Annotated in this window: 19 protein-coding genes and 1 tRNA gene; 4 read left to right on the forward strand and 16 right to left on the reverse strand. The window is 69.4% G+C overall.

The window, feature by feature from the left end; translation table 11 throughout:
* Window positions 1–108 precede the first annotated feature (108 nt).
* The 8 genes from K6T25_RS00290 to K6T25_RS00325 all read right to left on the reverse strand — a co-directional run bounded on the left by K6T25_RS00290 (window position 109) and on the right by K6T25_RS00325 (window position 6,445).
* Entirely contained in the window at window positions 109–783 is a 675-nt protein-coding gene (locus K6T25_RS00290; protein WP_222915578.1) for a DUF2238 domain-containing protein, read from the reverse strand.
* On the reverse strand, window positions 780–1,418 hold the full coding sequence (locus tag K6T25_RS00295) for a hypothetical protein (protein WP_222915580.1): 639 nt from the start codon (window positions 1,416–1,418) through the stop codon (window positions 780–782). The genes K6T25_RS00290 and K6T25_RS00295 overlap by 4 nt, the downstream gene beginning before the upstream one ends.
* A 67-nt stretch (window positions 1,419–1,485) precedes the next feature.
* Window positions 1,486–2,481 carry a metal-dependent hydrolase gene (locus tag K6T25_RS00300; protein WP_222915582.1) on the reverse strand — a complete coding sequence of 332 codons (996 nt, stop codon included), beginning with the start codon at window positions 2,479–2,481 and terminating at the stop codon, window positions 1,486–1,488.
* A gap of 138 nt (window positions 2,482–2,619) precedes the next feature.
* Entirely contained in the window at window positions 2,620–3,210 is a 591-nt protein-coding gene (locus K6T25_RS00305) for a mechanosensitive ion channel domain-containing protein (RefSeq protein ID WP_222915584.1), read from the reverse strand.
* A 223-nt stretch (window positions 3,211–3,433) separates the two neighbouring features.
* Window positions 3,434–3,676, reverse strand: a complete 243-nt coding sequence (locus K6T25_RS00310; RefSeq protein ID WP_222915586.1) for a DUF5816 domain-containing protein — start codon at window positions 3,674–3,676, stop codon at window positions 3,434–3,436.
* 127 nt (window positions 3,677–3,803) lie between these two features.
* A complete protein-coding gene (locus tag K6T25_RS00315; RefSeq protein ID WP_222915588.1) occupies window positions 3,804–4,172 on the reverse strand; it encodes a HesB/IscA family protein in 369 nt (122 codons plus the stop codon).
* A gap of 80 nt (window positions 4,173–4,252) precedes the next feature.
* Window positions 4,253–5,533: a histidinol dehydrogenase gene (gene hisD / locus K6T25_RS00320; RefSeq protein ID WP_222915590.1), complete on the reverse strand. Its 1,281-nt coding sequence runs from the start codon at window positions 5,531–5,533 to the stop codon at window positions 4,253–4,255.
* A gap of 147 nt (window positions 5,534–5,680) precedes the next feature.
* Entirely contained in the window at window positions 5,681–6,445 is a 765-nt protein-coding gene (locus K6T25_RS00325; protein ID WP_222915592.1) for a protein sorting system archaetidylserine synthase, read from the reverse strand.
* 99 nt (window positions 6,446–6,544) lie between these two features.
* Here K6T25_RS00325 and K6T25_RS00330 point away from each other — a divergent pair, with 99 nt between their 5' ends.
* The gene (locus K6T25_RS00330) at window positions 6,545–6,964 is read left to right on the forward strand and encodes a cupredoxin domain-containing protein (RefSeq protein WP_222915594.1); all 420 of its coding nucleotides are present in this window, start codon (window positions 6,545–6,547) and stop codon (window positions 6,962–6,964) included.
* A gap of 137 nt (window positions 6,965–7,101) precedes the next feature.
* Here the strand turns inward: K6T25_RS00330 and K6T25_RS00335 are convergent, their stop codons facing one another.
* Genes K6T25_RS00335 through K6T25_RS00350 form a run of 4 tightly spaced genes read right to left on the reverse strand, consistent with a single transcriptional unit; the run spans window position 7,102 to window position 9,826 of the window.
* On the reverse strand, window positions 7,102–7,743 hold the full coding sequence (locus tag K6T25_RS00335) for a 30S ribosomal protein S3ae (protein ID WP_222915596.1): 642 nt from the start codon (window positions 7,741–7,743) through the stop codon (window positions 7,102–7,104).
* Window positions 7,740–8,087 carry a KEOPS complex subunit Pcc1 gene (locus K6T25_RS00340; protein WP_222915598.1) on the reverse strand — a complete coding sequence of 116 codons (348 nt, stop codon included), beginning with the start codon at window positions 8,085–8,087 and terminating at the stop codon, window positions 7,740–7,742. The genes K6T25_RS00335 and K6T25_RS00340 overlap by 4 nt, the downstream gene beginning before the upstream one ends.
* Complete coding sequence (locus tag K6T25_RS00345; RefSeq protein WP_222915600.1) at window positions 8,084–9,322, reverse strand: exonuclease RecJ; 1,239 nt, start codon at window positions 9,320–9,322, stop codon at window positions 8,084–8,086. The genes K6T25_RS00340 and K6T25_RS00345 overlap by 4 nt, the downstream gene beginning before the upstream one ends.
* Window positions 9,323–9,352: 30 nt before the next feature.
* Window positions 9,353–9,826: a 30S ribosomal protein S15 gene (locus K6T25_RS00350; protein ID WP_222915602.1), complete on the reverse strand. Its 474-nt coding sequence runs from the start codon at window positions 9,824–9,826 to the stop codon at window positions 9,353–9,355.
* Window positions 9,827–10,102: 276 nt separating this feature from the next.
* Here K6T25_RS00350 and K6T25_RS00355 point away from each other — a divergent pair.
* From K6T25_RS00355 to K6T25_RS00365, 3 genes are all read left to right on the forward strand, one after another.
* Window positions 10,103–10,174: transfer RNA gene (locus K6T25_RS00355), tRNA-Ala, on the forward strand.
* Window positions 10,175–10,651: 477 nt separating this feature from the next.
* Complete coding sequence (locus K6T25_RS00360; RefSeq protein WP_222915605.1) at window positions 10,652–11,068, forward strand: type IV pilin domain-containing protein; 417 nt, start codon at window positions 10,652–10,654, stop codon at window positions 11,066–11,068.
* A gap of 148 nt (window positions 11,069–11,216) precedes the next feature.
* A complete protein-coding gene (locus K6T25_RS00365; RefSeq protein ID WP_222915606.1) occupies window positions 11,217–12,638 on the forward strand; it encodes a DUF7289 family protein in 1,422 nt (473 codons plus the stop codon).
* A gap of 42 nt (window positions 12,639–12,680) precedes the next feature.
* On the opposite strand, the gene K6T25_RS00370 is transcribed toward K6T25_RS00365, so the two are convergent.
* The 4 genes from K6T25_RS00370 to K6T25_RS00385 are packed head-to-tail and all read right to left on the reverse strand — an operon-like array spanning window position 12,681 to window position 15,574.
* Entirely contained in the window at window positions 12,681–13,436 is a 756-nt protein-coding gene (locus K6T25_RS00370) for a DUF7289 family protein (protein WP_222915607.1), read from the reverse strand.
* Window positions 13,433–13,933, reverse strand: a complete 501-nt coding sequence (locus tag K6T25_RS00375; protein WP_222915608.1) for a DUF7266 family protein — start codon at window positions 13,931–13,933, stop codon at window positions 13,433–13,435. Before K6T25_RS00375 ends, K6T25_RS00370 begins: the two co-directional genes overlap by 4 nt.
* Window positions 13,926–15,005 (reverse strand): hypothetical protein, encoded by a 1,080-nt coding sequence (locus K6T25_RS00380; RefSeq protein WP_222915609.1) that lies wholly within the window; start codon window positions 15,003–15,005, stop codon window positions 13,926–13,928. Before K6T25_RS00380 ends, K6T25_RS00375 begins: the two co-directional genes overlap by 8 nt.
* Window positions 14,993–15,574, reverse strand: a complete 582-nt coding sequence (locus K6T25_RS00385; protein WP_222917779.1) for a DUF7288 family protein — start codon at window positions 15,572–15,574, stop codon at window positions 14,993–14,995. The genes K6T25_RS00380 and K6T25_RS00385 overlap by 13 nt, the downstream gene beginning before the upstream one ends.
* Window position 15,575: the final 1 nt, after the last annotated feature.

Consider the following 15,575-nt stretch of genomic DNA (forward strand, 5'->3'; position numbering starts at 1 on the left):
CCCAAAAAGGTATCCGCGGCGTGGTCGCCCATCGGCAGGCGCGGTTCGCCCCCGAGCGCTCCAACCCCGGCACACACCGTATCGGCGGCGTCGCGCGGGATCGTCCCATCAGCGCGTCTCGCGGCGGCGGTCGATCCGCTCGGTCACCGCGCCGGCCACGTCGGTGAGATGGGCGGTCCCCCAGACGGCGACGATCACGGCCCCGACAAGATCGAACACGAGGTCGTAGATCGTGTCCTCCAGCCCGTACTGGGTGAGCACGCTTCCGGAGCCGAGGGCGGCCGCGGCGCCGCCGATGGCGAACTCCAACACTTCCCACAACACGCCGAATGCGGCGACGAACACCAGAATGAACACGAACATGAACCGCGGCGGGAGGTACACCTCCTCGGTGTGTTCGTCGATGGCCCGGGCGACGGTGTAGCCAACCGCCGCGACGACTGACGCCGACAGCGCGTGGGTGATGTGGTCCCAAAACGGGATCGGGCTCGCCTCCGCGTAGAGGTTCCCGGTCAGTCCCGGCACCCCGGCGACGCCAAGCGCGTGGAGAAAGACGGCCGAGGTGATCCACAGCGTCAGTCCGGCGTCCATCGGGAGGTCGTACTCGCGTTCTAGCACCGCGGGGAGGAACGTCACCCCGAGCGCGACGAGGCCGTTGACGATCAGCCCCGTCGAGCCGCGCTCGATCCCGATCCCGAGGAACAGCACCATCAGCACTTGCATGACCCGAGTCGCCTGCTCCTGTCGCTCGGGTGAGACCCCGACCACGTCGCGGACTTTCACGCCTCGCTCACCTCGATGTCGACCCGGTCGGTCCCCGCGGCACGGCGACGGAAGTAGTACTCGAACAGCAAGCCGGCGAGGACGCCCGCGACGGTGGCGGCGACGAAGTCCCACATCAGCGCCGTCTCGATCACGTGCTCGGGGCGCCCGTCGAGCATGTGCCGGGTACCCAAGATCGTGTCCGAGAAGTATCTGACGACCGCCCACACGCCCGCCGCGGCCATCGTCGTGATCGTCACGAAGAAGACGGCAAACGAGTGGGTCATGCGGACGGGAGTGAACACGTTCAGTTCGACGGCGAGGATGAGCGCGACCGTCGCCACCGCGAGATACGTGGTCACCCGCCCGGAGAACGTGATCCCGCCGACCGTCTCCCCGACGATCAGCGTCCGGCCGACCGCCGGCAGCGACGCCAGCGCGAGTACCTCCCACGGCAACATCGCGGTCGCGTTGCGGAACGCGACCGGAGGCACGACGGCGACGGCGACCAGCGCGAGCACGAGCGCTCCCCACACCTGTTCCCCCGAGACCAACTCTATCGCTCCGCTGCCCGCGACGAACGCGAGGACCGCCCAGCCGATCGCCGCGTTCGCCCGCCGGTCCTTGACGACGGTCCGGAGCCCCGACTGCGTCATGAAACTCGCTATGCGGCGGCGGGGTGTAAAAGGGTCGGCCGGCGTCTCGGGGGGTCTCTCCGGGTGCTCACGCGATGCCTGCGAGGTATGCGAGCAGGTAGCCCAGCCACGCGAACGTCACCGCGGTCAACCCGGTGAACAGGGCCCGCTCGGCACCCGGACGGGCGAACTCCGGCGAGAGCACCGCGCGCCCCCGGCGACGGACCCGCACCGGCGCGATCCCGACGGCGCCGACCGCCAGCACAGTGAAGACGAACGGGTAGGAGAGATCGAGCGTCGGCGCCGGAATGAGGAACACGCCCGCGGCGTAGCCCGCGCCCGCGACCGCGAGCGGGTCGACGCGGCGAGGGAGGTCGAGCACTCTGGTCTGTTGGCCGTCTCGTTCGGCGCGGAGGCGGCTCCACACCAGCGCGGCCGCCCAGATCGTTGCCAGCTCCACCGCGAACGCGCCGAGCAGGTGGAGGGTCGGGTCCGCCGACAGGGACACCCGGGCGGTCACCACGTCGGCGGAGAGGGGATAGAAGAACGCCGGTGGCTCCCCGGTGAACAGGTCGCCGAACGGGTGTGAGGCGAGGCCGGCGAGCGCGAGCGCGAACGTCGCCCGCGGCGTCAGGTCGGTCCGCCGTCGGATCCCCGCCGCCAGCGCGAGCGCGGTGGCGACGAACGCGACCGTGACGAAGGCGCCCAGCGCGCCGCTGACGGTCGCCGTGACCGCGACCAGGCCGGCGACGAGCGCGAGCGCGACCGCCCTGGCGCTCGCGCGGCCGTTGACCCAGGCCGCGGCCGCGAGTGCGACGACGGGAGCGACGACCAGCGAGTGGGTCACCGCACGGTGGACGAGGTTCCCCGTCGACCAGAACGACTCGGCGAGTCCGAGCGCCCCCGCGCCGGCGCCGAACCCGGACACGACGCCGACGAGCGCGTAGCCGATGTCGACGTCGGGCGCGGCGGCGAACAGCGCCGCGACGACGCCGAAGGTGAGCGCACGCGCGGGTCGCTCGCCAACTCGGCGAGCGACGACCGCGACGATGGCGAACGCCGCCAGCGCGTGTCCCACGAACATAGAAGCCTGTACCACCTCACCGGATTTAAACCCGCGGCAGAATGTGTGACACGGTAGCAAGGGAAACCTCGGCGGGAGCGACGAGCAGCCCGAAGTGGCGATCGACTCTCCGTCACGCTACGGTCGGAGTCGGCCCGTTCAGTCGCCCGCGGGTGACGGACTCCCCTGAGCCGTCCCGGCGTCGCCGATCTTCGTCCACTTCTTCTCGATCTCGGCGTTCCCGCGGACGACGGTGTCGTCGTCGACCGTGAGGCGGGTCTTGCGCAACTCGATCGACTGCACGACGCCGGTCGTCCCGCCGATGTCGACGGTGTCGCCGGGGTTGAAGTCCTCGTCACGGAGGAGATAGACGCCGGCGACGGCGTCGGCGATCATGTTGGAGGTCGCGTACGAGACCCCCAGCGCGAGAAACCCCGCGGCGGTCCCCAACGAGGTGGCGATGCCGTCGAGCCCCACCACAGAGAGGAACGACAGCCCCACCCCGAACCACAGGAACACGGCGACGATGGTCGCGACGAACTGTCGGTAGACGGGCGACTCGCCCGGGACCGTCCGCCGCAGCGCCGCACGCACGACGGCCATGATCACCTTGACGCCGACACCGGCGATAACCAGGAAAACGATCCCGGCGATGATGTCCGGGAGCGCGTCGGAGACGTCGGCTACGAAGCGGTTGAGCGCCTCGGTGACGAGTCCGCCGGGCGACTGGAGCGGAAGCGTCGTCGACATAGGGCAGAATGCGGCCGGCCGGGACTTAGTAGCCGCGGCACTGCAACGACGACGGTCGCTTCGGGAGCGCTGTGGTCCCGGGCGGCTCGCCCACAAGCTCGCCGCCGTGTGCCCGTCGTCTCGCTCCCTTCGGTCGCTCGACGACGCTATTCTTCTTGGCGGCTCGCCCACAAGCTCGCCGCCGTGTGCCCGTCGTCTCGCTCCCTTCGGTCGCTCGACGACGCTACTCGTGGGCGGCGTCCCACTCGTCGGGCTTGCGCATGTTGCCGCACTCGTTGCACTCGATGCGCCCCATCGAGTCCATCGCGTTGTTCACCGTCTCGCAGTTCCCGCAGAAGTATCCCCATCTGGTCTCGCCGTCGTCGTCGACGTACACGTGGTAAAACGGTGCCTTCGATCCGCGCTCGCCGCCAGCACGGTTGACGTACAGCTCGCCTGCGGCCGTCTCGACGGCGTCGAGAGTCATACCCTACGGAGGCGACGCCGGCTGTTAAACGGTCTGGGTCGATCCCGACCCGACACCGCAGGGGACGCGATCCGGTAGTGTGGGGTGTCGAATCCGCCGCGTCGGACCTACAGGCAGTCGGAGCGCTTCACGTCCGGAACGACTCGCCGCAGCCGCACTCCGCCTCCACGTTCGGGTTCTCGACGGTGAAGCCCGCCGCCTGCAGCCCGGACTCGTAATCGAGCGTCGACCCGCCGATGTAGTTCATCGACGCCGGGTCGACGAACACGCGCAGCCCGTGCTGTTCGGTCACGCGGTCGTCCTCCTCGGGCTCGGTATCGAAGCGCATGCCGTACGACAGCCCGGCACAGCCGCCCTGCTGGACGAACAGGCGCAGACCGCCGACGTCCACGTCCATGCCCTCGCCCTCCATGAGCGAGACCGCCTCTTCGGCCGCCGCCGGTGTGACCGTGACGGCGGTGTCGAGCTCGCTCCCTCCGGACGCGTCAGTACTCATGTGTAGTCGATCCGGATACTCGGGTAAAACCTTGACGCCGACTCACACGGGACGGCGCGAGCGTGGTCGCCGCCGGCGCGTTATTCCTCGTCCGCAAAGCGCGTCCGGACGCTCTCGGCGTGCGCCTCCAGCCCTTCGGCCTCCGCCAGCGTCGTCACCGTCCCCGAGAGGTCGCGAAGGCCGTCCTCCGAGAGCCGCTGGACGGTCGACGAGCGCAGGAACGTGTCCGTCGACAGCCCGCCGAACGCCCTCGCTCCGCCGTTCGTCGGCAGCACGTGGTTCGTCCCGGAGGCGTAATCGCCGGCGGCGACGGGCGTGAAGCGGCCGAGGAACGCCGAGCCGACGTTCGAGATCCGGTCGAGCAGCGCCTCATCGTCGTCGGCCTGTATCGAGAGGTGTTCAGCGGCGTACTCCTCTGCGAACAGCACCGCCTCGGACATCGAGCGGGCGACCAGCACGCCCGAGGCGTCGTTAGCGAGGGCGGACTCGATCGTCTCGGCCCGCTCGCGCTCCGGTACCTGCGCGTCGATCTCCGCACAGACGGCCTCGGCCGTGGGCCCGTCGTCCGTCACCGCCACCACGGAGGCGTTCGGGTCGTGCTCCGCCTGCGCGATCAGGTCGGCGGCGACCGCCGCGGGGTCGGCCGTGTCGTCCGCGAGCACCAGCACCTCCGAGGGGCCGGCGAGGAAGTCGATCTCCACGTCCCCGCGGACGGCCGCCTTCGCTGCGGTCACCCACTTGTTGCCCGGCCCGACGACTTTCCGGACGCTCGTCACCGTCTCGGTGCCGTACGCGAGCGCGGCGACGCCCTGCGCGCCGCCGACGGAGTAGACGGCGTCGGCGCCGGCCTCGTGGATCGCCGCCAGCGTCGCGGGGTTGATCTCCTCGGCGGGGGGAGTCACGACGGCGACGTGGTCGACGCCCGCGACCGTCGCGGGGACGACGCCCATGATCGCCGACGACGGGTACGCGGCGGTGCCGCCGGGGACGTACGCGCCGACGCGGTCGAGCGGCCGGAAGCGCTTGCCCAGCACGCGCCCGTCGTCGAACTGGCGAGTCCAGTCCTCCGGTAGTTGCGCCTCGTGGAACTCGCGGACGTTCCCGATCGATTCGCGGATCGCCGCGAGCACCCCCCCGTCGACGGCGTCGACGGCGCGCTCGGCCTCGTCGGTGATGTCGATGTTCGCCACCTCGACGTCGTCGAACTCGCGGGAAAACTCTCGGACGGCGGCGTCGCCCTCGTCGCGGACGCGGTCGACGATGTCGCGCACGTCGTCACGGACGGCGTCGACGCCGGCGTCGCGCTCGAAGAACGCCCGCCGCTCGTCCGGCGAGAGATCGGCGACCTGTCTCGGATCCATGTGTGTGGTCTGGAGGTCCGGGGGTAAACCGTTCCCGGAACGCGCATCTGGAGGGGGCCAACCGGCGGTGGTGTGAGCCACGACCGCCGCCGGCGATCCCGAAGTCGATACCGCCGGGGACCGCTGCGCCCGGGGACGGGCGCCGAATCAGGCGCCCGGTTCGGGGTCCGGACCGTCACTCTCGGGGGGTCCATCCGACGCGTCCTCGGACTCGGCCGCCCCGCTCGCGTCGCGCCAGTAGAAGCGCGGCCCGAGCACGAGGTAGCCGAGCGCGAGAAACAGCAGGGCGAACGCGAACGACTCGCCGGCCATCCCCGTAAACAGGATCGCGCACGCCTGCACGGCTCCCATCACGAGCGCGTCCTGCGGGTGGAGATCCTGGTACCGTATCGGTGTCACCATCAGCGGCGCCGACACGGCGGCGAGGCCGAGCACCACCGCGGGCGAGTCCAGCCCCGCGAGCACGGACGCCGCGATCACCGTCGCCGCGAGCGTCGTCTGGACGCCGTGGGTCGTTTTCGCCCCTTCGTCCTCGACGGTATAGACGGCCAGCCGGATCACCGCGAACGCGACGTACGCCGCGGGGACGACCAGTCCGGCGACGAACAGGACGGGCGAGGAGTCGAGCGGGTACGCGGCGGTCACCGTCGCGGCGACGATCAGCGCCGGGGCGACGCCGAAGGAGGCCACGTCCGCCAGCGAGTCGAGGTGGGGCCCGATCGCGGTCCCGCCGTACCGGCGCGCGAGCACCCCGTCGAGGCCGTCGGCGACCGCGCCGAGGAGAACCAGCCGCGCAGCCAGCGTCGGATCGAACGCCACCACGGCGGCCGCGAGCGTTCCGAGTGCGGCGTTCCCGGCGGTGACGGCGTCCGCCAGCCCCAGCCGGGAGCAGAAGCGCGGCCGGTCGGTCATGGTCTGGTCGGGCCGACGGCACCGCCGGTCGTATGGCTTTCCATCCCATTCGAGGCCCGGACCGATCGGCATAAAGCGATCCGCCTCTACGATCCACGTATGGACCGACGCCGCTTCCTCGCGACCGCGGGCGCCGCAGCGTCGCTCTCGCTGAGCGGTTGTGCGGCCGTCCTCCCGGGATCCGCGAGCGACGACTACGACGTCGGCATGACCGCGGAGGCGTTCCGCCCGTACGAGATAACGGTGTCCGTCGGCGACACGGTAGTCTGGGAGAACACCTCCACGCGCGCCCACTCGGTGACGGCGTACGAGGACCAGATCCCCGAGGGCGCCGAGTACTTCGCCACCGGCGGGTACGACTCCGAGGCCGCCGCCGTGGACGCGTGGGACGGGAGCAAGGGAGCGATCTCCGCGAACCAGCGGTTCGAACACACCTTCGAGGTCTCGGGCGATTACACGTACTACTGCATCCCGCACGAACAGGCGGGAATGGTCGGTATCGTCCACGTCGAGGAATGACGCTCCGAGCCTGACGTTCCGGACCTGCTGTCGCGACGTGTCGGTCAACCATCCCGATCGACACCGGATGTCGATCCGGCACGACGCGTCGCTGCCCGACGTGGCTCCGTCGGCGAAAAACGTCGGTGATCGGTCGCCTACTCGTCGACGGCGACGTCGTCGTCGTCCACGTCGACGGCGGTCTCCTCCTCGGCGGCGATCTCCTCGGGCCGTGCCTCGAGCGAGAGCTTCTTGATCTCGACGCGGCGAAGCGGGTACACCGTCTTCGCCTCGCCGTAGATCGCCGACGAGAGGCGCCCCTCGACGACGGAGTCGATGAGCTCCGAGAACGAGCGGTCCTCGGCGGCCTGCTCGACCAGGTCGGTCATGATCTGGCGGATGGCGTGCTCCTGGGAGCGGTCGGCCTTCTTGGTCGTGAACGCCACCGAGCTGACGCGAACGCGGTAGTCGTCGGTCGTGCGCACGGTGATGTGCAGGTCGATCTTCGAGGCGCCGCGGCGCACCATCGAGCGGAGGTAATCGCGCGTGAGTTCGTGCTGGACGAACTCGGTGTACGCGGCGTCCGACCCGACGTCCGTGATCTTGAACGTCAGCTTGACGTTGTCCTGTCCCTGGTCACCGGTGATCTCGCCCAGCGTGGTCTCGACCGTGCGGCCGACGACCTGCTCGGGCTCCTCGGCCATCGTGTCGCCGAGCTCGGCTCGGTCGAACTGCTCGGGCGCGAGGACGGTGTACCAGCGCTTCCCCTGTCGTTGTCGTGAGACTGATCGTTCGCTCATGTGTCGTGTGTGTCTGTGTCTGCGGTGTCGCGTGTGTCGTTCGTGTCGCGGATGCCGTCCGCGTCGCGGAACCGCTCCGCGATGTTCGTGTCGCCCTCCCCTCCCCGTCCCGTCGCGACCACGTCGTCGGCCACGTCGAGGTTCACGAGGTAGTCGTCCACCGAGGCGAGAAACCCGCCGGTCGTGTCCCGCGCGATGCGGGTCGCAACCGTCGCTCCGTCCGCCTCCGTCCGGATGTCGTCCGTGTTGTCCGGCGAGATGGCTGCCGCGATCGTCGCCGCAGCCTCGGCGTCGGCGTGGGTCGTCTCGACCACCCCGGTTCGAGCGAGGTCGCTGCCAGTCATCGCAGGACCTCCCTGAACGCGCCGATGAACGCCTGCACGTCGCCGCCGTCGAAGCGCGCCTCGCCGAGCCTGTCGTCGCCGACGACGTCGATCGGCTGTTCGTCGGGATCCATGCCGTCGGACCCGGTCTCGCCCGAATCGGTCGACTCATCGACGTCTCCGGCCGCCGTCGCCTCGACGCCGGCTCGAAGAGCGGCGGTCACGTCGGTCGTCCCGTCGCCGGCGGCGGCGGCCGCGTCGTCGGAGACGACGAGCGCGACCGGCTCCGGCGAGGCGTAGTCGCGAACGAGTCGGGCGGCGGTAGCGAGCGCGGGTGCGTCCGCCGGCGACGCCTCAACGCGGGCGACGAACGCGCCGTCGTACCGGCCCGTCGTCGGATCCGCGAGCGCCTCGTGGACGCTTGCAGCGTGGTCGCGCCACGTCGACAGCGCCGCGTCGGTCACGTCCGCGCCGAGCGCGACCGCCACGCCGAGTCCCGGGCGCTCGCGTGCGAGCGCGTCGAGCACGTCGGCGTGGCCGCCGAGCGTGGCGAACGGTCCCGTCGGCGTCTCGTACGGGCGCAACGCCCGTTCAACGGCGGACACCGCGCGGTCGGGCGCGTCGGCGGTCGCGTCGAGCGCGACCGCGGAGGCGAGTCGGCGACGGTCGTCATCGCCGACCTCGTCGGGCCTGTCGGCGTCGCTGCCGATACCGAGGTCCGCGAGCAGCGCGCCCGCGGCCTCCACGTCGCCGGAGTACGGCGTCCAGATCCGCGTCGAGTGGGCGAGCCCGTCGGCGAGATCCGCCGTGGGGACCGCCACGCCCGGGCGTCGATCGACGACGCCGCGGCGTTCGGCCTCCTCCAGCAGGCTCCCGCTCCCGTTCTCGCCCGGGACGGTTCCCGCGGCGACGACGCCCGCGAGCCCGACGATCGGGTCCGGTTGGACGTCGAGCGCGTCGACGACGGCGGCCGCGACGACCGACACCGGCCGCGATCCGGGCGCGATGCCGGTCGCGTTCGGCGCGGTCCAGCCCAGCGCGAGCGCGCTCCCGTCGCCGTCGGGGACCGCACTCTCGCGTGTGGCGCGAACCTGGAACGGCGTGGCCCGCGCGTCGAGCGCGCGGGCGAGCAGTCCCGCCGCGGCGAGCGCGTCGCCGGTGGGTCGGGGGTAGAGCCGGACGAACTCCGCCGTCGCCAGCGCCGAGGCTACCCGTTCGGGGTCGGCCTCGGTCGGCGTGTCGGCGGCGGTGGACATCGGTGTGGTTCGTGAGTGGGGGTGGGTGTCTTACCGGTCGTCCTCGAGGAGGTCGACGGCGACGTCGTAGCTGTACCGGAAGTCGTCGTCGAGCTTGTCGCCGCGGTAGTAGTCCGCGAGGCGACGGATCTTCGACTCGGTGTTCTGGAGCGCGCGCTTGTTCTGCGCGTCCTGCTGGTTCTCCTCCATGTGCTCGCGGAGGCGCACGGCGCGCTCCATGAGGTTCCGGATGTCCTCGGGCAGGTCGTTGCCGGCGTCGTGCTCCTCGAGGATCTCGGTGACCTTCTTGCCGGTCGCGAGCTTCACGTTCGGAATCGGCGTGCCCTTCACGCCCTCGTCGCGCAGTTTCAGGCCGATGACGCTCGGGTCGTGGCCCTGATCGGCGAGTTCGACGACGCGTTCCTCGACGTCCTCGGTATCGACGTCGCTCCACTCCGGGGGTTCGTCTGCCGCGGGGTTGTCCGAACCGGACGACCCTCGACGGCGGGTGTGCATTCGTGCCATTGTCTGTAGTTGGAACGTCGGCCGCAGAAGCGAGCCACCGCCGGCTGTCGCTCCCGAGCGCGCCTCCGGCGCGAGCGGGCAGTCCGACGGGGGCACATCCGCAATCCCAAGCCCACCGCGGGCGAGTCGGAGTTGCGGCCGTGCTGTTCCCATTCACTGGCTCACGGCCGCGGGCCTAAGGGCTTTCTATCGCTGACTCGACCGTGGTGATCCGTGGCGAGGAGGTACGCAGTCGAAGCCCTTAACTACCGAACCGCGATATTCGGTAGTGTAGGCGGGCTCGTAGATCAGTGGTAGATCGTTCCCTTGGCAGGGGAAAGGCCGCGGGTTCAAATCCCGCCGAGTCCACTCGAAATTTACGCTCCGGAGCGGGAGCGCTCTCCTCCCGTTCGCCGGCTATTCGGCCCGCTATCGGCAGGCCCCTCGAGAGAGATGCCCCCACGCGAGCGAATCGCCTCCAGTCGGAGTTCGCGTCGACGCAGTTCGCTGATCATCACACGGGAGCGTCTGAGTTCCGACCCCGTCGTGGTGCGCCTCGTATCCGCGAGTTCTGTCGGTTACCGATTCATAGCGGACTGAACTAGCCGGTTGTGACGAGAACTCGGGACGTGATGCCCGATCCAGTGGTGTTCGGACACCTGTTCCGAGCGATGCGTTCGAAACAGATACTTAATTGGAACAGAAACGGGATCTAGTCTGGTATACCCATACAGTTATTGGATATGATTACTACACCGGTCCACTTATCTTATGAGAAGGCTACCTACGTCTTGTACAGTACTGCCGGGGGGCGACTCCCTTCGGGGAGGACTGTGGAACAATACAATGAATTTCAACGCACTCTTCGACGACGACCGTGCAGTCAGCCCGGTGATCGGCGTGATCCTGATGGTGGCGATCACGGTGATCCTCGCGGCTGTTATCGGCTCGTTCGTCCTCGGCCTGGGGAACAGTGTCCAACAGACCGCGCCGAACGCGAACTTCCAGTTCGATTTCGCAGAAAACGATACCGACTCCTCTAATTACGATGTTACCGCAACCCACACTGGTGGGGACACGATCACCGACGCTGAGAGCGTTAATCTGACTGGTGGCAGCGATTCAATTGAATTCAATACACCAGTATCCGCTGGTAACTCAGAGACCCTGAATAACGTCACGAGCGACACGACCGTCCGCGTGATCTGGACCTCGGAGAACGGAGACAGCTCGCAGACGCTGGCCGAGGAGTCGACGCCGTAAGTCGGTTCCAGGCGCGACGACCCTTCAGTATCTTTTCGCCGCAGCCTACACCGGAGACCGGAATGTCCGGCTCGCTCCCGAAGCGCTCGAATTCGGTATTGATACGCCGGAACGAACCCTTATCCCGCTTGTTTTCGAATACGTCTTCATGGGTTCCGGGGGGACGGGCAACAGTCGGGCACAGGGCGACGTCATCAGCGTCGTCCTTCTGCTGGCCATTACGATCGCGGGCGCGACCGCCGTCGTCGCGCTCGGCGGCGACGCGATCACGGGCATCCAGCAGTCGGCGACCAACGGGGCCGCCGAGCAGTCGATGACGCAGTTCGATTCGAAGGCGAGCCTCGTCGCCCACGGGGACAGCGACAGCCAGCGGGTGCGGCTAGCCGGCAGCGGCGACGCGACGCGGCGGGTCGACGCCGAGGCCGGCTGGATGAACATCTCGGTGTACAACGCCAGCACCGGGGAGTTCGAGTACGAGATCACGAACACGACGCTCGGCGCGGTCGTCTACCGTGACGACGACACCGCCGTCGCCTACCAGGGCGGGGGCGTCTGGCGGCGAACCGGCAACGGAAGCGCGATGGTGTCGCCGCCGGAGTTCCACTATCGCGGCACGACGCTGACGCTCCCGCTCGTGCGCGTCGGGGGCGACGAGCGGCTCGACGGCGAGGTCGTCGTCCGACAGTCGAGTGACCCGACTGCGGTGTACCCCGACGAAGCCGCGGGCCGCACGAACCCCCTCGATGCGGGAGTCGTCGTGATCACCGTCGGCAGCGAGTACTACGACGCGTGGGGCCGGTTCTTCGAGCAGCGCACCAGCGGCGAGGTGGTGGTCCACCACGACAACCAGACCGCGACGGTGGAGTTGGTCGTTCCGTCGAACACCGACTTCGAGAACGTCGTCGCCGCGACCTCCTCGGGCGGGATCGCTGCCAACCCGGGACCGCCGCCCGAGCCGTACCGCGACGGGGTGGTGCAACCGTCCGCCGACGACGTCATCGAGTCGCACATCGAGGAGTGCGAGACGAACTCGAGCGCGTGCGTCGACGAGGGGAACTTCTCGACCGACCAGATGAACGACAGCGAGACGTACTTCTTCGACGGCGACTACGCCGGCGACCTCTCGATCGACACCTCCGACGGGAACGTCTCGGTCGTCGTCGACGGCGACGTCGACGCCGGCGACGTCGACGTGACCGGGGGGAACACGACCACGTTCTACGTCCGCGAGGACTTCTCGGTGAACGGCGACGTCAACGCCGACGGTCCCGCCGACCAGCTCCGGGTGCTCGTCCACTCCGACGGAGACGTGTCGTTCAACGGGAACTACAAGTTCATCGGGTTCGTGTACGCGCCCGGATCGGACGTCGACCTCAACGGCGGCGGCGGGTCGGGGACGAACTTCAGGGGTGGCCTCGTCGGCGACACGATCGACGTGAACGGGGACCCGAACGACTTCGAGTACGACCCGTCGGTCGGAACCGTCGAGCTCGACGTGAGTGCGTCGAACGCCCCGCGTATCACCTACCTTCACGTCTCGGTCACCGAAATCGAGGTCAGCGAGGACTGACGCCGAGTGTCGCACTCGGACAATTCTACCCGATAGCTTGCCTCACCCTTCCAACTCCACCGAGACGGTGGTCTGTTGGACGAGCACGCTGTCTACCTCGAACCGGTAGGTGACCTCCCCGTCGTCGGGGTCGCTGTCGACGGCCGTGAACCCCTCGGCCTCGAAGTAGCGCTTCCAGGCGTCCGCCCGTGGCGACGCGACAGTGACGGTCACCGTCACGTCGTCGCCAGCGCCGGAAGCGAGTTCATCCGCGACGCCCCGCCCCGTCACCTGCCCGCGGATCAACACGGTCGAGCTCCCGGCGAACGCGACGCGATCGCCCGTCCGGTCGGTGACGACCAGCGGGATCAACGCGTGCCCGTCGTCGATCACCCACCCCGGAGTCGAGCGCATGAACGCGGCCTCGCCGTCCTGGCGGAGTACCGCGCCGTGTGCGGAAACGATAGTCGTGTCGCCCTGGCTGTACGTGATCGGCGTGCTCTCGCCGGCGACGGTGAAGTTCGCCCCCTCGACGGCGTCCGTCGTCGTCGCGTTCACCGTGATCGTCGTGGACCCGTTCACCGCGAGGCGTCCGCCGTTGAGCTTGATCTCGGTGGCCCGGCTCGGCGCGCCCTCGCGCGCGAGGTCGTCGAGGTTGTCGTCGAGCACGTCGAAGGCCCGCTCCATGTTCTCGAGCTGTTCGTCCGTCCGGAACTCCTCCAGCGCGGGATAGCCCGCGGCGTACACGGTCCCGACGGTGAGCACGATCAGTGAGAACACCAGCACGAACCCGAGCGCGTCGCTTTGTGCCCGACTCACGCGCCGCGCACCTCCAGTTGGCCGCCGCTGTACACGATCGCCACGTCGCCGCCAGACACCGTCGCGTCGGCGACGGGCGTGCGCGTCGCGGTCCCCACAGCGACCGAGACCCTCGTGCCGGTCGCGGTCAGTTCGATCGTCGTCGGCGGGCCGGACCGTACCGCGATCGAGTAGGTGCTGCCGGCGATGGTCTCCGGGTACGAGCCCCGAACGCTCACCTCGCTCCCGCCGGCGGCGACGAGACGGTCGGCCGCCATCAGCCGCGCCGAGAGCTGCTGGCCGACCACCTCCATCGCCTCGCGCGTCGTGTCCTCGCGCTGGCTCTCAACGGCGCCGCCGGCGGCGACGAGCAGGCCGCTGATCAACAGCGCCGTGATGCCGAGCGTCAACACGTACGACAGCGCGGTCGCCGTACCGCGATCGCGACGGGGCCGGGACGGCTTCGACGCCCGCCCGACCGGCGGCGAACCGTCGTGCGAGCGAGGCGGGTCAGTCATCGCGTTCCCCCGGCGCGACGCGGACAGTCTCCGCATAGGTCACCTCGCTGGTCTGGTACCGAATCGGTACCTCGACGGCGTAGACGGCGGGGACAGCGTACGGCTCGTCCGCCGACGGTGGTGCCGTCACGTTCCCCGTAGAAACCGAACCGGCCCCGGCCGTCCGGATCGTCAGGTCGTAGCCGCCGGCCGCGCGGTCGCCGTTGCGAACGAGCACGTCGTACCCGTCGGTCGTCCCGCTCTCGGCCACGGCGCCGCCGAACGCCAGCCCGGGGCAGTCGACGCCCCCGAGCGTTCCTCCGGTGAAGTCGACGGTCGCGTTCGACGCCGACACCGAGCAGACCTCGGTCGTCGCCGACACCGGCTCGCCCGCGGGTTTGACGCCGACGGCGATCGCTCCGCTGCTGTGTTCGTACACGTACGCGTGCCACGCCGCGCTCCCGTTGGTCACGACGACGTGGAAGGCGCCGTCGGGGTCGCTCGCGGAGGCCGGCTCCAGCGAGGTGTTCGTCACGACGGCGACGAACGCGCGCGTCGCATCCCCGTCGGTGGCGTTCTCGAGATCGGTCGCGACCGTCCAGTTCGCGTCGCCGCCGGCGTTCGTGAACTGCCGCGGGTCGCTTGCGGTGCCGTTCTGGCGCACCAACGAGCCGTTGGTGTAGGTCGCGGCAGTGACATCCGCGCGCGCGCTGGCGGCGCTCCGGCCGGCAATGTCTCGCAGCTGTGAGTCGAGGGCGTCGAGTCCGGCAGTGACGTTCTTCTCCAGCGTGGTCCGATCGACGTACTCCGCGGCGTTCTCGCGGTCGATGATCCCGCCGGCGCCGTCGACGATCGAGGCGCGGTACCCGAGAACCTCTCGCTCGCCGACGCCGTTGTCGCGGGTCGCGAGGTTCTCCGTAAAGATCGCGGTGTTCGCGAGCAGCACCAACGCGACGAGGACGACCGCGAGCGCGAACCCCGCGACGAGCACGAGTTGTCCGCGGTCGCTGCCGTCGCCGCCACGGGCCGGATGGTCGGCTGCGTGACCGTTCTCGGGGCTGTCCGTAGTCAACTCGTCCATCAGATCCGCCATACGACGATGCGCACCTCCATGACGCCGTACAGCGGCCCGTCGGCCGTGTCCTCCACGTAGAACTCACGGTCCGGATCGGCACCGATCTCCGCGAGGGTTCCGGACCCGTCGCCCAGGCGGTCGTCATCGAACAGTACCACCGTCCGGGTCGCGGCGACGGCGTTGTCGCTGGGCGACCCCATGTACACCATCCGCGTTCGACCGCGACCGCCGGCGGTTCGATAGCTGACCTCGACGTTGAACGCGATCCGCTCGGCGCCGAACGTCTCGTTCAGCGTCGCCCCGAACGCGGTGGACGGGCCGCCACCGGTGTACACGCTGTCAGATCCCGAGCCGATGAACCGCTCTCCGGTCGCGTTCCAGTGTAGCAGCGTCGGCGCGAGCGTCCCGTTCGCCTCCGCGGCCGCCAGGGTCCCCTCGGCGACGGCCGCCTGCTGATTCTCGATGTGCTGGTTCGACGTACTCGCGGTCAGCGGGGTCACCGCCGTCGCCTGTAGCGCGAAGAGGACGCCGCTCAACAGGATGATCGCGGCCGCGAACCCCTCGAGCGTGTGTGCCTGCGCGCGCATG

Origin of the sequence: Halobaculum rubrum (genome assembly GCF_019880225.1) — an archaeon.
GTDB lineage: Archaea > Halobacteriota > Halobacteria > Halobacteriales > Haloferacaceae > Halobaculum > Halobaculum rubrum.